The organism is Stenotrophomonas sp. Steno-Z10-HUANG (genome assembly GCF_056393075.1).
This window is the reverse complement of record NZ_JBWJPA010000005.1, coordinates 52,933-71,057: the sequence shown is the minus strand read 5'-3', so window position 1 is coordinate 71,057 and position 18,125 is coordinate 52,933. Positions and strand designations below refer to the sequence as shown.

Here is an 18,125-nt window from a genome sequence, read left to right as displayed (position 1 = left end):
AGAACCCCGGGCACCGCTACGGGCGGTGGCCCCTGCAGGAACGCGAAAGGCGGGCCGGAGCCCGCCTTTCGCGCATCCATGCCAGTGCAGCGGCGGGGCTTACTGCATGCTGCCCGGCGCCAGCTGCGCCTCGGCATCCTGGGTCAGCAGGCGGTTGATGTCCTGCACCTCGGCCACGTCCAGCGCGCCGATGGCCTGGCTGAGCTGCAGCCGGCTGAGCAGGAAGGTGTAGCGGGCCTGCGCATAGTCCAGCTTGGCCTGGAACAGGGTGCGCTGGTTCTGCACCACGTCCAGCACGGTGCGGGTACCGACTTCCAGCCCCACCTGCGAGGCGTCGTACGCGCTCTGCGCCGACACCACGGCCAGGCGCCGTGCCTCGACCTCGCTGATGCCGGCCACCACGGCCTGGTAGGCATTGCGGGTGTTGCGGTCCAGCGCGCGCTTCTGCTGCTCGTAGCCATCCTGGGCGATGTCGCGCTGGGCCAGGGCCTGGCGCACGTAGGACTGGGTGGCGCCACCGGAGAAGATCGGCACGTTCAGGGTCAGGCCGATCGAGTTGGTGGTCGCGTCCGGGCCGAACGAGGAACCGCCGACGCTGTCGCCCCAACTGGCGCTCTTGCCCCAGGTGCCGCCCAGCGACAGGGTCGGGTAGTGCCCGCCGCGGGCGGCCGAGACGCTGGCCACGGCGGCGTTGACCTTCAGCTCCTGCGCCTTCAGCGCCGGGTTCTGCGCGATCGCATCGGCCACCAGCTTGTCGACGTCGCCACGGTTGGCCGGCAGCGCCGGGCGGAAGTCCTCCGGCAGGCTGCGCAGGCCCTGCACCGGCTGCCCGGTCAGTTCGCTCAGCGCCTGGTAGGCATCGGCCAGGGTGTTGCGGGCGAGAATGGTATTGGCGCGCGCCTGGTCGTACTGGGCGCGCGCTTCGTGCACGTCGGTGATCGGGGCCAGGCCGACTTCCAGGCGCTTGTCGGCATAGTCGAACTGCTTCTTGGCGGCCGCCTCGTTGGTCTGCGCGGCGCTGAGCGATTCGATCGCCACCAGCACGTTGAAGTAGGTGGTGGCGGTGCGCACGATCAGGTCGTCGTTCGCCGATTCCAGGTCGAAGTCGGCGGCCTTGCTGATTTCGCGCTGCGCGCGCAGGTTGGCGAACTGGGTCCAGTTGAACAGGGTCTGCTCACCGCTGATGCCGTACTTGCGCGAGGTGGCGGTGGTCGAGCCGCTGACCCCGTCCAGCGAGGTGCGGGTGCGGTTCAGCGATGCCGAGCCGCCCAGCGAGGGCAGCAGGGCCGCGCGGGCCTGCACCTGGCCTTCCTTGGTGTACAGCCGGCTGGACTCTGCGGAGGCCAGCTGCGGATCGCCGTTGCGGGCCATTTCGTAGACCTGCAGCAGGTCGGCGGCGTTGGCCGCCAGCGGCGAGAGGGCGACAGCCAGCGCAAGGGCGAGGGATCGGCGGATCATTGCGGCTTCCTTGGATGTAGCGGATCAGAGTTGGAACTGCGGGGCCGGGGCGGCGCCCTGCAGATAATCGATGTCGGTTTCGAACAGGGACTGCACGCTGCCGTCGGCCTTCACCAGCACCGCTTCCATCACCGGCGAGCGGCCCTGGATCACGAACAGGCGGCCGCCGGGGCGCAGCCACTTGAGGATGTGCGCCGGCACGGTGTCCACCGCGCCGGTGATGCAGATGGCGTCGAAGTGGCGCTGGGTCTGCCAGTGCAGCGCATCGGCGACTTCGATGCGCACGTTGGAGCCGAGCTTGGCCGCGTCCAGGCTGGCGCGCGCGCGCTCGGCCAGTTCCGGCTGGATCTCCAGGCTCAGCACTTCGCGGGCCAGTTCGCCCAGGCAGGCGCTGATGAAGCCGCTGCCGGTGCCGATCTCCAGCACCTCGTCGCCCGGCTGCAGGTCCAGCGCCTGCAGCATGCGGCCTTCGACCACCGGCTTCATCATCTTCTGGCCATGGCCCAGCGGCAGCTCGATGTCGGCATAGGCCAGCGCCTTGTGCGATTCGGCCACGAAGGCCTCGCGCGGCAGCCGCGCCAGGACGTCCAGCACGCGCAGGTCCAGCACGTCCCAGGGACGTACCTGCTGTTCGACCATCAGTTCGCGGGCGTGGGAGTAATCGATCGTCATGGTGTCTCGTCAATCCGGCGCAGTGGGCCGGCCATTTTACCGGTTGGCGCGGGCAGTGCGGGGCAAGCATCGCCGTGCCCGCGGCAGGTCCGCAGTGCCGGAAGTCACCACGACCTCCGGTTCGTTCAGGTTAAGGGCGGGGCGCATAGGCGCGGATGAAGAAGTCGACCGTGGTGGCGATGTGGGCCTCGGCGTCGGGCTGCTCCGGGGCCGCGCACAGCCCGCACATCATGTGCGCGTGCAGCTCGCCCTTGATCAGGCAGAAGAACTGGCGCGCGGCCAGGCGCGGGTCGTCGATCGCCAGCTCGCCACGGGCCGCGCGGGCCTCCAGGAACTCGGCCAGCGCGCTTTCGGTGCGCTTGGGGCCGGCCTGCCAGAACATCTCGCGGATCCGGTCGTCGGTTTCCGGGGTCATCATCATGCGCTGGGTGGCGATGGCCTCGTCACTGCTGATCAGGGCGAAGAAGGCGTGGCCGATGCCGCGCAGCTGTTCGCGCAGCGGGCCTTCGCTGTCGGTCACGAACAGGTCGTCGGGCATCATTTCCACGCACTTGGCCTGGATCGCCTCGAAAAACAGCGTCTCCTTGTCGCCGAAATGGCTGTAGACGGTGAGTTTGGAAACGCCGGCGCCGGCGGCGATGCCGTCCATGCTCACGCCGTTGAAACCCAGTTCGATGAACATTTCCTTGGCCGTTTCCAGGATCGCGGCACGCTTGCCCAGGTCCTTGGGGCGGCCGGGACCGGCGCCGCGCGGAGTCGGCTTGCCGGTGGGTGGGGAAGGATGATGCGCGGACATTCGACAATACTATACCAGCTGGTTCGATATTTATACTATACCGGCTCGTTCAGTAATGACGCTGAACCGCCAACCTTCCCCCCTCATCCCCTTCCTCACCTGCGATCCTCACCCATGAACATTGCCCGATGGATTGGCGGTTCCCTGCTGGTGGCCGTGCTGGCTGCCTGCGGTAAATCCGAACCTGCTCCCGCACCTGCCGTACCGGTTCTGGTCGTCCACCCCCAGGACGGCGGCCAGGCCATCAGCGCGTACCCCGGCGAAGTGCGGGCGCGCGAGGAAACCGTGCTGTCGTTCCGGGTGGGCGGCAACCTGCTGCGGCGCGAGGTCGATGCTGGCCAGCGGGTGCGCGAGGGCCAGCTGCTGGCCGAACTGGACGTGGCCGACTACGCGCTGCAGGCGCGGGCGGCGCAGGCGCAGTACGCCGCCGCCGAGGCCGATCTGGTGCGCGCGCGCGACGAGCACAAGCGCTATGCCGCGCTGGCCGCGCAGCAGCTGGTCAGCCGCTCGGCGCTGGATGCGCAGACCGCCGCGCTGAAGGCGGCGCAGGGCCAGGCCGATGCGGCCCGTTCCAACCTGGACGTGGCCCGCAACCAGGCGGCCTACGCGCAGCTGCGCGCCCCCGCCGATGGCGTGATCGCCAGCCGCCAGGCCGAGGCCGGGCAGGTGGTCGCCGCCGGCCAGGCCATTTATACGCTGGCCGCCGACGGCGCCCGCGAGATCGCCATCGCCCTGCCGGAGAGCGGGATCCGCGATTTCGCGGTGGGCCAGGCGGTGGAAGTGGAACTGTGGAACCGTCCCGGCAAGCGCTGGCCCGGCACCATCCGCGAGATCGCCCCGGCCGCCGATGCCCAGGCGCGCACCTATGCCACGCGCGTGAGCCTGGCGGCCGAAGCGCTGGATGCGGTGGAACTGGGGCAGAGCGCGCGCGTCTACGTGGCCCACGCCAAGGGCGGCGCGTTGAGCGTGCCGCTGGCCGCGGTGCAGCCGGGCAAGACGCAGCAGCAGGCCGGTGTGTGGGTGGTGGACCCGGCCAAGGGCACGCTGCAGCTGCGGCCGGTGACGCTGGGCGCCTACGGCGCGGAGCGCGTGCCGGTGCTGGCGGGCCTGAAGCGCGAAGACTGGGTGGTCGCCGCGGGCGGCCACCTGCTGCGCGAGGGCCAGCCGGTGACCGCGGTGGACCGGGCCAACAAGCCGGTACTCGCCGCGCCCGCGTCCGCCAAGCGGGAGGACTGAGGCGTGCGCCGCTTCAATCTTTCCGAGTGGGCCCTGGGCAACCGCGCGCTGGTGCTGTTCATGATGATCGCGCTGGCGGTCATCGGCGCCTGGTCCTACAAGCACCTCGGCCAGTCCGAGGATCCGCCGTTCACGTTCAAGGCCATGGTGGTGCAGACCGCGTGGCCGGGCGCCACCGCCGAGCAGGTCTCGCGGCAGGTGACCGAGCCGATCGAGAAGGCGCTGATGAACACCGGGCAGTTCGAGTTCATCCAGTCGTACTCGCGGCCGGGCGAATCGCAGGTGATCTTCATGGCGCGCGATTCGATGCGCTCCAAGGATGTGCCGGAACTGTTCTACCAGGTGCGCAAGAAGGTCGGCGACATCCGTTCGCAGCTGCCGGCCGAGGTGGTCGGGCCGTTCTTCAACGATGAGTTCGGCGACACCTTCGGCAATATCTACGCACTGACCGGCAAGGGCTTCGACTACGCGCTGATGCGCGACTACGCCGACCGCATCCAGCTGGAGCTGCAGCGCGTGGCCGACGTCGGCAAGGTCGACCTGCTCGGCCTGCAGGACGAAAAGGTGTGGATCGAACTGTCCAACACCAAGCTGGCCACGCTGGGCGTGTCGCTGCAGCAGGTACAGCAGGCGCTGGCCGACCAGAACGCGGTGACCCCGGCCAGCTGGTTCGAGACCGGCAGCGACCGCGTGCAGCTGCGCGTCACCGGCCAGTTCCAGTCGGTCGAGGACATCGCCGCGTTCCCGATCCGCGCCGGCGACCGCACCGTGCGCCTGGGCGACATCGCCCAGGTCAAGCGCGGCTTCGCCGACCCGGCCTCGCCGAAGATGCGCTTCATGGGCGAGGACGCCATCGGCATCGCGGTGGCGATGAAGGACGGCGGCGACATCCTCAAGCTCGGCAAGACCCTGGACGACGCGTTCGCGCGGCTGCAGAAGACGCTGCCGGCGGGCATGGAGCTGCGCAAGGTCTCCGACCAGCCGCACGCGGTCGAGGATTCGGTGGGCGAGTTCGTCAAGGTGCTGACCGAGGCGGTGGTGATCGTGCTGCTGGTGAGCTTCTTCTCGCTGGGCTGGCGCACCGGGCTGGTGGTGGCGGTGTCGATCCCGCTGGTGCTGGCGATGACCTTCTTCGTCATGCACCAGTTCGACATCGGCCTGCACAAGATCTCGCTGGGCGCGCTGGTGCTGGCGCTGGGCCTGCTGGTGGACGATGCGATCATCGCGGTGGAGATGATGGCCACCAAGATGGAACAGGGCTACGACCGCCTGCGCGCGGCCAGCTTCGCCTGGGAGTCGACCGCGTTCCCGATGCTGACCGGCACGCTGATCACCGCCGCCGGCTTCCTGCCCATCGCCACCGCCGCCTCCAGCACCGGCGAGTACACCCGCTCGCTGTTCCAGGTGGTGACCATCGCCCTGGTGGTGTCGTGGATCGCCGCGGTGCTGTTCATCCCGTACCTGGGCGACAAGATGCTGCCGGACCTGCACAACCCGCAGCCGCCACGGCCGGGCAGCCTGGCCGGCCGCTGGCATGCGCTGCGGCTGCGCTGGGCCGACCGCAACCCGGCACTGGCCAACCTGATCCGGCCGCGGCAGCTGGAACACGACCACGACCCCTACAAGAGCGCGTTCTACCAGCGCTTCCGGCGTTTCCTCGATGCCTGCCTGCGCCGCCGCTGGCTGGTGATCTTCGCCACCATCGGCCTGTTCGTGTTCTCGCTGGCCATGTTCCGCTTCGTGCCGCAGCAGTTCTTCCCGGACTCGACCCGGCCGGAGCTGATGGTGGACATCGAGCTGGCCGAAGGCGCGTCGCTGGCCGCCACCCAGGCGCAGGCGCACAAGCTGGAGGCGCTGCTCAAGCAGCGCCAGGACATCGCCAACTACGTCGGTTACGTGGGCAGCGGTTCGCCGCGTTTCTACCTGCCGCTGGACCAGCAGCTGCCGGCGACCAATTTCGCCCAGTTCGTGGTGCTGGCGCAGGACATCCACGCCCGCGAAGCGGTGCGCGACTGGCTGCTGAAGGAGGTGGTGCCGCGCTTCACCGACGTGCAGCTGCGCGTGACCCGGCTGGAGAACGGGCCGCCGGTGGGCTACCCGGTGCAGTTCCGCGTGTCCGGCGAGCACATCGACCGGGTGCAGGCCATCGCCCGCGAGGTCGCCGCCAAGGTGCGGCAGAACCCGCACGTGGCCAACGTCAACCTCAACTGGTCCGAGCCGAGCAAGGTGGTGCGGCTGGTGGTGGACCAGGAGCGCGCGCGCGCGCTGGGGGTGAGCAGCGCGCAGATCGCGCACTTCCTGAGCAGCTCGCTGTCGGGCATGCAGGTGAGCACGTACCGCGAGGGCAACCGCCAGATCGGCATGCTGCTGCGCGGCCCGGACGACGAGCGCGCGCGGCTGGACATGCTCGCCAGCCTGGCCATTCCCACGCCCAGCGGCACCGCGGTACCTCTGGCGCAGGTGGCCCGGCTCGAGTACGTGTTCGAGGACGGCATCATCTGGCACCGCAACCGCCTGCCCACGGTCACCGTGCGTGCCGACATCGCCGACGGCCTGCTGCCGCCGGAGGTCACCGGGCAGATCCTGCCGACCCTGGACGGCATCCGCGCCGCCCTGCCTGACGGCTACCTGCTGGAAGTCGGCGGCACGGTGGAGGATTCGGCGCGCGGGCAGAACTCGATCAAGGCCGGCATGCCGCTGTTCCTGATCGTGGTGGTGACCCTGCTGATGCTGCAGCTGCGCAGCTTCTCGCGTGCGGCGATGGTGCTGGTCACCGCACCGCTGGGCATCATCGGCGCGACCCTGTTCCTGCTGATCTTCCGGGTGCCGTTCGGCTTCGTCGCGCTGCTGGGCACCATCGCCCTGGCGGGCATGATCATGCGCAACTCGGTGATCCTGGTGGACCAGATCCAGCAGGACATCGACGCCGGGCATGACCGCTGGCACGCCATCATCGATGCCACCGTGCGCCGCTTCCGGCCGATCGTGCTGACCGCGCTGGCCGCGGTGCTGGCGATGATCCCGCTGTCGCGCAGCGCCTTCTACGGCTCCATGGCGATCTCGATCATGGGCGGGCTGATCGTCGGCACGGTACTGACCCTGGTGTTCCTGCCGGCGCTGTACGCGGCCTGGTTCCGGGTGCGGCCGGACGAAGCGGCAAGCTGAACCGGTCAGCCGCCGGCGCTGCCGGCGGATGGCCGCGCCCCGGCGGTGGTAGATTGGTCTGGCGCGGCGGGCCTGGGTGGCCGGCCGCGCCAGACCGCGAAGGGGGGCGGTTCCGTTGGCCCGTAGTATCGACATCGCCCGGGGCACCGGTTCCCGCGAGCGCAGCGCATGGCCGCCGTCCTGGTGCTGGTACGCGGTCCTGGTACTTGCCTGCCTGGCATGGCTGCCGGCGGCGCGGGCGGCGGACGGCCGCCATTACATGGTCAGCGACTGGACCATGGCCGACGGACTGCCGCACAACCTGGTGCATGCGCTGGCGCAGGACCGCGACGGTTTCATCTGGGCCGGAACCTGGGAGGGCGTGGTCCGCTTCAACGGGCGCCACTTCACCGTGTTCGACCGCCAGAACACCCCGGGCGCGGAGCTGTCGGGCGTGTTCTGCATCCTTGCCGAGGCCGATGGCGGGGTGCTGTTCGGGACCGCCGCCGATGGCGTGTTCCGCTACCACCGCGGGCGCTGGCAGCACCTGGGCGAGCCCGGCGCGCGCCGCCTGCCGGTGACCGCGCTGCTGCGCGACGCCGGCGGCGACCTGTGGATCGCCTCGGCCAACCGCCTGCTGCGGATGGACACCCATGGCCGGATCCATGCCGCCGGCGCCGCAGCCGGCCTGCCCGGCGTGCGGGTCAATGCACTGGTCGATGGCGGTGACGGCGCGGTGCTGGTCGCCACCGATGCCGGCGCCTATCGGCTGCAGGACGGGCGCGCCATGCCCTGGGCGGACTGGGCGGGTACCCATGCCGTGCGTGGCATTGCCGGCGACGGCGCCGGCGGTTGGCTGCTGGCCACCGACAATGGCGTGTACTGGCGCGATGGCGCCGGCAAGGTCACCCACCTGCAGCCCGGCCGGCGGGTGGACGCGGTTCTGCGCGACCGGCTCGGGGCGATCTGGATGAGCCTGTCCAGCAGCAGCGGCGAGCTGCTGCGGCATGCCGGCGACGGCGACGAGCGGCTGCCCACCCCCGGCCCGGTCAGCGCGGCGCTGCTCGCCGACCGCGAGGGCCTGGTATGGAGTGGCAGCACCCATGGCCTGCATCGCGTGGCGGAAGTGGCGGCGGTCGGCTTCACCCGCGCCGATGGCCTGCGCAGCGATTACGTGCGCGTGGTGCTGCAGAGCGGGGACCGCGCGCTGTGGATCGGCCACGCCGAGGGTCTGGACCGCTGGTACCAGCGGCGCATGCACCCGGTGCGGTTGGCCGCCGGAAACGGCCGCGACCCGTCGGTGCTGGCGCTGGCCTGGCGTGACGACACGCTGTGGGCGGGGACCTACGACCAGGGGGTGTTCGGGCTGGATGCGCAGGGCAGGGTGAAGCAGCGGATCCGCGTCGGCGGGCAGCGCGAGCCGATCGTGCGCGCGCTGCTGGCCGACCCTGACGGCGGCCTGTGGATCGGCGGTACCCACGGCCTGAGCCATTACCGCGATGGACGCCTGCAACTGCGCCTGGACAGCAGGGACCAGCCCGGGGCCACGGTGCAGGCGCTGTACCGCGACCCGGACGGCACGCTGTGGATCGGCACCACCGGCGGCATGGCCGCGCTGGGGCCCGACGACGTGCTGCGCACCTGGAGCGCCGAGGGCGACATCCCCGCGCAGTATGTGTTCGATTTCCTGCGTGACCCGGATGGCGACCTGTGGATCGCCAGCGACCGCGGCCTGCTGCGCATGCGCAACGGCAGCTTCCGGGTCTACGATCATCGCCACGGACTGCCGCGCGACAAGCTGTTCCGGATCATCGACGACCAGGCCGGCAACCTGTGGTTGCCCAGCAATATCGGCGTGTTCCGCGTCGCCCGCGCCGAACTGGACCAGATCGACGCCGGCACCCGCAGGCAGCTGGCCGTGCACGTGCTGGACCACAGCGACGGCATGCCCGGCAGCCAGGGCAACGGCGCCTCCATGCCCGCCGGCTGGCGTGTCCACAACGGCGCGCTGGCGTTCCCGACCTCGGCCGGGCTGGGCCTGATCGACCCGCGGATCGCGGGCCGCTACGACGGCAGGGCGTCGCCGGTGGTATTCGAGTCGGTATCGGTGGACGGCGTCGCCCGGGCCCCGGCGGCGCAGCTGCGGCTGGAGCCGGGCGCGCGCCGGGTGGCGGTGGCCTATACCGCGCTCAATTTCCGCGCGCCGGACAAGATGCGCTACCGCTACCGCCTGCGGGGCTTCGATGCCGGGTGGGTGGAGGCGGGCAGCGATACCGAGGCCGTGTACACCAACCTGCCGCCCGGCCGCTACCGGCTGGAGGTGCAGGCCATGGCGTTGCCGCGGGACTGGGCACGGCAGTCCGAGGTGGGCACCGCGCAGATGGCGCTGGAGGTGGTGCCGCCGCTGTGGAAGCGCACGTCCTCGCGGGTGCTGCTCGGCCTGGCGCTGCTCGCTGCCGTGGTGCTGGGGTTCTGGCTGCGCACCGCCAGCTACCGGCGCAGCCAGCGCCGGCTCAGCCGGGTGATCGCCGCGCGCACCGAGGAACTGAGCGACAAGAACCGCGCGCTGGAGCTGGCCGGGATCGAACGCGACCGCCTGCTGCAGCGGCTGGAGCACCAGGCCACCCACGACGTGCTGACCGGCCTGCCCAACCGGCGTGCGGCCGAGTTCCACCTGCGCCAGGCGCTCGAGCGCGCCGGCGACCGCGGCGAGCCGCTGTGCGTGGCACTGATCGACATCGACCATTTCAAGCAGATCAACGACCGCCATGGCCACCACGGCGGCGACCGGGTGCTGCGCGAAGTGGCTGAGCTGCTGCGCCAGCACCTGGACGGCGAACAGTTCGTGTCGCGGCATGGTGGCGAGGAATTCCTGGCGGTGCTGCGCGGCCTCACCCTGGAGCAGGCGCTGCAGCGGCTGCAGGCACTGCGTCTGGCCCTGGCCCGCGCGCGCATGGACGAGGTGGACCCGGGCCTGGTGGTCACCGCCAGCATCGGCGTGGCCGAGTGCCGTCCCGGGCAGGAATCGCCGCGCACGCTGCTGGCGGCGGCCGACCGCCAGCTCTATCGGGCCAAGCGCGAGGGCCGCAACCGGGTCTGCGCCGCGTAGCGGGCCGCGCCCCGGGCGCGACCCGGCCCCGGTCGCCGCGCTCTACAATCGGGCGTTCTCCCAGCCAGTGAGTCCGCGCATGCGCACGCTTTACCCCGCCATCACGCCCTACGACACCGGTACGCTCAAGGTCGACGAGCGCCACACGCTGTACTACGAACAGTGCGGCAACCCCGACGGCAAGCCGGTGGTGATGCTGCATGGCGGCCCGGGCGGCGGCTGCACCGCCAAGATGCGCCAGTTCCACGACCCGGCGAAGTACCGGATCATCCTGTTCGACCAGCGTGGCGCCGGCCGCTCCACCCCGCACGCCGACCTGGTGGACAACACCACCTGGGACCTGGTGGCCGACATCGAGAAGCTGCGCGTGCACCTGGGTGTCGACCGCTGGCAGGTATTCGGCGGCAGCTGGGGCTCGACCCTGGCGCTGGCCTATGCGCAGGCCCATCCGCAGCGCGTGACCGAGCTGGTCCTGCGCGGCATCTTCATGCTGCGCCGCTGGGAACTGGAGTGGTTCTACCAGGAAGGTGCCAGCCGCCTGTTCCCCGACGCCTGGGACCACTACGTCAACGCGATCCCGGCGGTGGAGCGGCACGACCTGATCTCGGCGTTCCACCGGCGCCTGACCAGTGACGACGAGGCGACCCGGTTGGCCGCGGCCAAGGCCTGGAGCGTGTGGGAGGGGGCCACCAGCTTCCTGCACGTGGACGACGATTTCATCAACAGCCACGAAGACCCGCGGTTCGCGCTGGCCTTTGCCCGCATCGAGAACCACTACTTCGTCAACGGCGGCTTCTTCGAGGTCGAGGACCAGCTGCTGCGCGATGCGCACCGCATCGCCGACATCCCGGGCGTGATCGTGCACGGCCGCTATGACGTGGTGTGCCCGCTGGCCAACGCCTGGGACCTGCACAAGGCCTGGCCGAAAGCGCAGCTGCACATCACCCCGGCCTCGGGGCATTCGGCGTTCGAGGCCGAGAACGTCGACGCGCTGGTACGCGCCACCGACAGCTTCGCCTGAACCTGGCGGCGGTGCCGGCCGCGTGCCGGCACCGCGCCGCGTCAGCCGGTGGCGGCGTGCGCCAGCAGCGTCGGCTGCAGGGCGTGAAAGATGCGCTGCAGCCGCGCCGCCCAGGCCTGCTGGCCGGCGGCATCGGCGATCAGGTCCTGGCGGATTTCCAGCTCCACGTGCACCAGTCCGCGGCCCTCGCCGTGCACCGGCACCGCGTAGTCGCTGGTACTGCTGACCGCGTACGGCTGGTTGTCGCCGACCACCAGGTCGCCTTCCTCGCGCAGCGCCTGCAGCAGCGCCTGCGCGAACCGCGCGTCGCGGTGGTAGAGCACGCCGGCATGCCATGGGCGGGCGGCGCCGTTCATCACCGGGGTGAAGCTGTGCATCATCACCAGCAGCGTCGGCATGCCGGCATCGCGGCGGTGGTCCAGTTCGGTGGTGATGCGGGCGTGATACGGCGCGTGGATGGCGCCGATGCGTTGCTGCCGTTGCGACCGGCTCAATCCAGCGTTGCCCGGGATGGCGGTGCCATCGCTGGTTTCGGGGATCAGCGTCGGCGAGGCCAGCGGCCGGTTGCAGTCGATCACCAGCCGCGAATAGGTCTGCTCGATGGCGAAGGCGTCCAGCTGCCGCGCCAGTGCCCGGGTGGTGCCGGCGATGCCGATGTCCCAGCCGATGTGCCGGTCCCGTTCGGCCGGCGCCACGCCCAGGTCGCCGAGCGCGGCGGGAACCCGTTGCCCGGCGTGGTCGGCCAGCAGCAGGAACGGCGAACGGCCGTACGGGTTGTGCACGGTGAACGGCGGCGGGTCCTGCGGGCCCAGCAGCGGCGGGGCGAGGATGTCGGCGGGGGCGTCGAGCCGGCTCATCGCGGGCGGCCATCCAGGTGGTGTTCGATCATCCACAGCCCGGCCCAGAGCTTGGCGTCCAGCTCGTAGCCCTGGCCCATTTTCTCCACCAGCCATGCCGCGGCGCGCGCGCGCGGGACGCTGTGCACGGTGATGTCCTCGCTGTCGTCGCCACCGCCGTCGCCCACCCGGCGCAGGCCGGTGGCGCGCACGAAGGCGATCTTCTCGCTGCTGGCGCCGGAGGAGGTCGGGCCGATCATCAGCACTTCGGCATGGTCGGCGGTCCAGCCGGTTTCCTCTTCCAGTTCGCGCACCGCCGAGGCCTCGATCGATTCGCCGGCGGTGATGTCGCCGACCAGCCCGGCCGGCATTTCGATCGTGCGCGCCTGCAGCGGTACCCGGAACTGCTCGACGAACAGCACCTCGTCGTCGGGGGTGACGGCGATGATGATCGCGGCCAGGCCGCCGGCGTGGGTGCGTTCGCTGTATTCCCAGGTGCCGCGCACCACCATGCGCTGGTAGCGGCCTTCGTAGACGACGCGGGGGGCTGCGGTGTTCTGGCTCATGCGGGTTCGGGGGCGGTGGGGAAGGCGGTTTCCAGGCCGGCGGCGGCCCGCAGCCGGCGCCGGGTCAACGGGCCGAAGCGCAGCGATCCGCACAGGCCGTCGAGCATGTCGGCGTCGGCCGGCATGCGGGTGAACCCGGGCGTGGCCGGGGCCAGCGGCGCATCCACGGCGATGGTGGTCAGTTGCCGGAACAGCAGCGCCAGTTCGCGCTGCTGGCGCAGCCGCACGGCCATCTGCGCGGCGCCGCGCAGGCGCAGGAACGGGATCTCGTCGATCCGCTCCAGCAGCGCGTCGAGGCTGCCGAAGTGGGCCAGCAGCACCGCCGCCGACTTGGCGCCGACGCCGCTGATGCCGGGGATGTTGTCCACCGCGTCGCCGCACAGCGCCAGGTAGTCGGCGATCTGGTGCGCATGCACGCCGTGGCGCGCCTTGACCCCGCCCGCGCCCCAGCGCTGGTTGCGCGCGTAGTCCCACTGCTCGTCGTGATCCAGCAGCAGCTGCGACAGGTCCTTGTCGGCCGAGACGATCACCCCGCGCAGCGCTTGGCCACGGCCCGCGTGCAGCGCGCTGCCGATCAGGTCGTCGGCCTCGTAGTCGCGGTCGGCCAGCACTTCCAGCCCCAGCGCCGCGCACAGCGCCTTGCAGTGCGCGAACTGGCGGCGCAGCGCCTCCGGCGCCGGCTCGCGGTTGGCCTTGTAGGCCGGATACAGGCGGTGCCGGAAGCAGCTGTCCAGCGCCTCGTCGAAGGCAATGGCGATGTGCGCCGGGCGCTCGCGTTCGAGCAGCTCCAGCAGGAAGCGGGCGAAGCCATGCACGGCGTTGCTGGGCCAGCCCTGCGCGTCCTGGAAGCTGTCGGGCATGGAGTGCCAGGCGCGGAACACGTACAGGCTGGCGTCGACCAGGTACAGCGGCCGCGGGGCCCCGGCATCGCTCACGGCTGCCAGTCCCGCAGCAGGCTGGCCGGATCCGGTCGCGCGCGCTCGGGCACCTGCAGCTTCGGCGTGCCGATATGGATGAAGCCGACGATGCGTTCGTTCGCGGCCAGCCCCAGGTGGCGTGCCACGCCTTCGTCATAGGCCATCCAGGCGGTCAGCCACTGCGCGCCGAAGCCGAAGCCCTGCGCGGCCTGCAGCAGGGCGAAGCAGACGCAGCCGGCGGTCAGCAGCTGCTCCTGCGCGGGCACCTTGGGGTTGTCCTGCAGGCGCGCGACCACCGTCAGCACCAGCGGCGCATGCGAAAAGCGCTGGCGGTCCTTCTCGATCACCGCCGGCGCGGCATCCGGGGTGCGCTCGCGGCTGCGCCGGGCCAGGTACTCGCCCAGCGCGTGGCGGGCCTCGCCCCGCACGCGGAGCACGCGGAACGGCACCAGTTTGCCGTGGTCGGGCACGCGCGTCGCGGCCGCCAGCATGGCCAGCACGGTGGCGTCGTCCGGACCCGGTTCGGCCAGTTGCAGGGACGGGACCGAGCGGCGCTGGTCCAGCGCTTGCAGGAAGCAGGAATCGGACATGGGGCATTCGTGGGAAAGACGGCCATGGATTATAGACACCGGGGTGCGCGGGGCCGTCCGGCGGGGGCGGGCGAATCTGAGCACTCCGTCGAAGCCCCCGCCTGGCGGATTTCTCGCCAATTCACCGCGGTACGCTTAGCATGGCGCGACATGCCGGGTTGCCGGTGGCGAGGTACAAAGTGCGGACTGCATCACTGGCCCTGTTCAGCTTCTCCCCCTACCATGCGTGGGCGGAGACCGGGGGGCTGTCCGCTTTCTTCCATACGATCCTTACAGGAGCAGCGCCTGCGAAGGTGCGGAGCCACTGCGCATGATGTCCCAGCCGCATCCTCCAGAGCGCCCCGGCCATAACCCGGACCTGCTGGCGCTGGCGCGCGAAGCCGCGCTGCCCCCGCTTTCGGCCACGTTTGCCCGGGTATTGGCCGGGTTCGACGATGCCCTGTTCGACCGCGCCGAGACCGCGGGCGCGTCGCAACTGGTGTTCCTCGACGGCATGCGCGAGCTGCGCCGGCGCCGCGACGACATCACCGCGCGTTTCAGCGCGCACCTGCGCCAGGCGTGGAGCGCGCTGGAGGCCGCCGCGCCGCTGTCGGCCGAGGCCGCGCTGGCGCAGGCCGGGCAGGGCGATGGCGGGCTGAGCCTGGTCTCCGAACACGACCTGGAATCACGGCTGGCGGTGCGCAATTTCGCCGCGGTGGTGCTGCGCGAATGGAAGCCGGTGCTGGCGCGGCTGGACCGCCGCCTGGCCTGGATCAGCGGCGTGGACGGGCTGGACATCGATCTCAATCCGATCGGCCCCGAACATATCGGCGTGGCGGTGCACGAGGCGTTCGGCGTGTGCGACCTGGCCGCCGAAGTGCGGCTGGTGCTGATCAAACTGTGCGAGCGGGAATTCGCCGTGCAGGTGGGGCGCATCTACCGCGATGTCGACGAACGCCTGGCGCAGGCCGGGGTGATGCCGGGCATTTCGCAGCCGCCGCCGCGCCCGGCACCCGCCGCGCGGCCGCCGCGCCCGGCCGATGCCGATCCCGGCATGGCGCAGGGCGACGACGAAGACCTCTCCGATCCCCAGCACGCGCCGGCCTGGGCGCGCCGCTTCACCGAGCGCTGGGCGCGGCACCGCAGCGAACTGCAGGCCGGCCACCCGGGGGGCTATGACGGCACCCCGTCGGCGAGCGGGCAGAACATGATCCTGGAAGCGCTGCACGAGCTGCTGGCGCAGACCCGGCATGTGCGCGAGGACGCCACCGCCGCCGCGCAGGTGGCGGTCGGCCAGCAGCGCCCGCTCAGCCAGCACGAAATGATGTCGGTGCTGTCGCTGCTGCAGGCCACGCCCACGGCGACGCTGCGCGCGGCGGTGGGCGACCAGAGCGAATCGCTGGCGCAGCGGCTCAAGAACGAAGTGATTTCAGGCGCCACCCGGCTCGGCGTCGATCCCGGGCAGGCGCGGCTGGACCCGCAGGACGAGGACGCCATCGACCTGGTCGGCATGCTGTTCGACGTGATGCTTGACGAGCGCGAGCTGGAAGGCCGCTCGCGCGAACTGATCGGCCGCCTGGTGGTGCCGTTCGTCAAGGTCGCGCTGCTGGACCGGCGCATGTTCGTGCAGAAGACCCACCCGGCGCGGCGCCTGCTCAACTCGCTGGCCGAGGCCTGCGAGGGCAACGCCGGCGAAAGCCAGGCCGAGCGCGCGCTGATGGGCAAGGTCGAGGAGATCATCGACCGGCTGATCGCCGAGTTCAACGAGAACCTGGCGATCTTCCTGACCCTGGAAGAGGAGTTCCGCGAGTTCCTCGCCCAGCACCGGCGCCGCATCGAGATCGCCGAGCGCCGCGCGACCGAAACCCAGCGCGGCCAGGAGAAGCTGGAGCTGGCCCGCAGCCGTGCCCTGGCCGAACTGGAGCGGCGGCTGCAGGGCGCGCCGCTGCCGGCGGCGATCGAAGGCTTCCTGCGCCAGCCCTGGAACCACCACCTGACCATGAGCCTGCTGCGCGAAGGCGACGACGGCGAGTCGGTGGCCGAGGCGCTGGGGCTGGCCGACGTGCTGCTGGAGGAAGTGGCCGAGGCGCGCCGGCATGTGGTCGGCAAGCCATGGCTGCAGTCCCTCCAGCCGGGGCTGCGCAAGGTGTTCGCCAGCGTCGGCCTGCATGGCGAAGGCAGCGTCGGCGCGATCGACGCGCTGCACGACACGCTGCAGGCCATCGCCGAGGCCCGCCCGGAGCTGGAACGGGCACTGCCCGAGCTGCCGCAGGTCAGCCTGCCGACGCCGCCGGCGCAGGAATCGGCGGCGCTGGACCTGGGCGCCGAGGCGCGCCCGGAGAGCGTGGACCACGCCGATGCCGCCCGCTACCGCGCCATGGATATCGGCACCTGGCTGGATTTCATCGACAAGGACGGCAAGGTGCAGGCCGGCAAGCTGTCCTGGGTCAGCCCGATCTCCTCGCGCCTGCTGTTCGTCAACCGCCGCGGCATCCGCTTCTGCGTGGCCTCGCCGGAAGAGCTGGTGGTGATGGAGCGGCTCGGCCGCCTGCGTCCGCACGTGGACGACGGCGCGTTCGACAGCGCCATGCAGGGCGTGATCGACCGGCTCGACCCGCAGACCCCCACGGTGCACTGAGGCCCGACCCGCTTTGCTACGATCCCCGGCGTATTCCACTGCGCATCGGGGACGGGCATGGCCGTTGAGGTACGGGTGTTGAAGGAAGCCGCGGCGGGCGAGCGGCGCGTGGCGGCCACGCCGGAAACGGTGAAGAAGCTGCTGGCGGCCGGGGCCAAGGTGCAGGTGCAGGCCGGTGCCGGGCTGGCCGCCGGGTTCACCGACCAGGCCTACCGCGACGCCGGCGCGCAGATCGACGAGGCCGTGGACGCCGCCGACCTGGTGCTGTGCGTGCAGGCGCCGTCGCCGCAGCTGATCGGGCAGTTCAAGCCCGGTGCCGTGCTGGTCGGCACCCTGCAGCCGCAGGCCGATGCCGCGCGTGCCGCCGCGCTGCAGGCGCGGCAGCTGCTGGCGTTCCCGCTGGAACGGCTGCCGCGCACCACCCGCGCGCAGGCCATGGACGTGCTCAGCTCGCAGGCCGGCATGGCCGGCTACAAGGCCACCCTGATCGCCGCGCAGCTGGCGCCGCGCTTCTTCCCGATGCTGACCACCGCTGCCGGCACCATCCGCCCGTCGAAGGTACTGGTGGTCGGCGCCGGCGTGGCCGGCCTGCAGGCGATCGCCACCGCCCGGCGCCTGGGCGCGCAGGTGGAGGGCTTCGACGTGCGCCCGGAAACCCGCGAGCAGATCGAGTCGCTGGGTGGCAGGTTCCTGGACCTGGGGGTCAGCGCCGCCGGCGAGGGCGGCTATGCGCGCCCGCTCACCGATGCCGAGCGCGCCGAGCAGCAGCGGCGCCTGGCCGAGCACCTCAAGGGCGTGGACGTGGTGATCTGCACCGCCGCCGTGCCCGGCCGCCCGGCACCGAAGATCGTCACCGCGGCGATGGTCGCGGGCATGCGCCCGGGCAGCGTGATCGTCGACCTGGCCGCCGAAACCGGCGGCAACTGCGAGGCGACGCGACCGGGCGAGACGGTCGAGGTGGGCGGGGTGACCGTGGCCGGCCCGCTCGACCTGGCCAGCATGGGCGCCATCCACGCCAGCGAGATGTATGCGCGCAACGTGCTCAATTTCGTCTCGCTGTTCCTCAAGGATGGCGCGCTGGCCTTCGACTGGAATGACGAACTGCTGGCGAAGACGGTGTGGCCGGAGCGCCCGGCCGCCGGCGAAATTCCCCCGGTCTGAAC

Annotated in this window: 13 protein-coding genes; 6 read left to right on the top strand and 7 right to left on the bottom strand. The window is 71.1% G+C overall.

Translation table 11 applies throughout. The features are described 5' to 3' along the window. Nucleotides 1-99: 99 nt before the first annotated feature. The 3 genes from AC06E6_RS08640 to AC06E6_RS08630 all read right to left on the bottom strand — a co-directional run bounded on the left by AC06E6_RS08640 (nt 100) and on the right by AC06E6_RS08630 (nt 2,926). Complete coding sequence (locus tag AC06E6_RS08640) at nt 100-1,458, bottom strand: TolC family outer membrane protein (protein ID WP_161613259.1); 1,359 nt, start codon at nt 1,456-1,458, stop codon at nt 100-102. Nucleotides 1,459-1,482: 24 nt separating this feature from the next. Then, the gene (locus AC06E6_RS08635) at nt 1,483-2,130 is read right to left on the bottom strand and encodes a protein-L-isoaspartate O-methyltransferase family protein (RefSeq protein WP_161613260.1); all 648 of its coding nucleotides are present in this window, start codon (nt 2,128-2,130) and stop codon (nt 1,483-1,485) included. A 130-nt stretch (nt 2,131-2,260) separates the two neighbouring features. Beyond that, nucleotides 2,261-2,926 (bottom strand): TetR/AcrR family transcriptional regulator, encoded by a 666-nt coding sequence (locus tag AC06E6_RS08630; RefSeq protein ID WP_104938099.1) that lies wholly within the window; start codon nt 2,924-2,926, stop codon nt 2,261-2,263. A gap of 114 nt (nt 2,927-3,040) precedes the next feature. On the opposite strand from AC06E6_RS08630, the gene AC06E6_RS08625 reads away from it, so the two are divergent. From AC06E6_RS08625 to pip, 4 genes are all read left to right on the top strand, one after another. Then, on the top strand, nt 3,041-4,162 hold the full coding sequence (locus AC06E6_RS08625; RefSeq protein WP_240213414.1) for an efflux RND transporter periplasmic adaptor subunit: 1,122 nt from the start codon (nt 3,041-3,043) through the stop codon (nt 4,160-4,162). 3 nt (nt 4,163-4,165) lie between these two features. Further along, nucleotides 4,166-7,327: an efflux RND transporter permease subunit gene (locus AC06E6_RS08620; protein ID WP_104938100.1), complete on the top strand. Its 3,162-nt coding sequence runs from the start codon at nt 4,166-4,168 to the stop codon at nt 7,325-7,327. Nucleotides 7,328-7,442: 115 nt separating this feature from the next. Beyond that, nucleotides 7,443-10,415 (top strand): diguanylate cyclase, encoded by a 2,973-nt coding sequence (locus tag AC06E6_RS08615; protein WP_240213413.1) that lies wholly within the window; start codon nt 7,443-7,445, stop codon nt 10,413-10,415. 79 nt (nt 10,416-10,494) lie between these two features. Next, on the top strand, nt 10,495-11,436 hold the full coding sequence (gene pip / locus AC06E6_RS08610; RefSeq protein ID WP_161613262.1) for a prolyl aminopeptidase: 942 nt from the start codon (nt 10,495-10,497) through the stop codon (nt 11,434-11,436). A gap of 41 nt (nt 11,437-11,477) precedes the next feature. On the opposite strand, the gene AC06E6_RS08605 is transcribed toward pip, so the two are convergent. Genes AC06E6_RS08605 through AC06E6_RS08590 form a run of 4 tightly spaced genes read right to left on the bottom strand, consistent with a single transcriptional unit; the run spans nt 11,478 to nt 14,345 of the window. Continuing rightward, nucleotides 11,478-12,293 (bottom strand): N-formylglutamate amidohydrolase, encoded by an 816-nt coding sequence (locus AC06E6_RS08605; protein WP_240213412.1) that lies wholly within the window; start codon nt 12,291-12,293, stop codon nt 11,478-11,480. Further along, on the bottom strand, nt 12,290-12,838 hold the full coding sequence (locus AC06E6_RS08600; protein WP_161613264.1) for an NUDIX hydrolase: 549 nt from the start codon (nt 12,836-12,838) through the stop codon (nt 12,290-12,292). The genes AC06E6_RS08605 and AC06E6_RS08600 overlap by 4 nt, the downstream gene beginning before the upstream one ends. Then, the gene (locus AC06E6_RS08595) at nt 12,835-13,782 is read right to left on the bottom strand and encodes a 5'-3' exonuclease (protein ID WP_478061108.1); all 948 of its coding nucleotides are present in this window, start codon (nt 13,780-13,782) and stop codon (nt 12,835-12,837) included. Before AC06E6_RS08595 ends, AC06E6_RS08600 begins: the two co-directional genes overlap by 4 nt. Further along, the gene (locus tag AC06E6_RS08590; RefSeq protein ID WP_240213410.1) at nt 13,770-14,345 is read right to left on the bottom strand and encodes a nitroreductase family protein; all 576 of its coding nucleotides are present in this window, start codon (nt 14,343-14,345) and stop codon (nt 13,770-13,772) included. Before AC06E6_RS08590 ends, AC06E6_RS08595 begins: the two co-directional genes overlap by 13 nt. Before the next feature lie 310 nt (nt 14,346-14,655). Between AC06E6_RS08590 and AC06E6_RS08585 the strand changes: the two genes are divergently transcribed. Next, nucleotides 14,656-16,962, top strand: coding sequence for a DUF1631 domain-containing protein (locus AC06E6_RS08585; protein ID WP_161613266.1), 2,307 nt, complete (start codon nt 14,656-14,658; stop codon nt 16,960-16,962). 57 nt (nt 16,963-17,019) lie between these two features. Continuing rightward, a complete protein-coding gene (locus AC06E6_RS08580) occupies nt 17,020-18,123 on the top strand; it encodes an NAD(P) transhydrogenase subunit alpha (RefSeq protein ID WP_478060976.1) in 1,104 nt (367 codons plus the stop codon). Nucleotides 18,124-18,125: the final 2 nt, after the last annotated feature.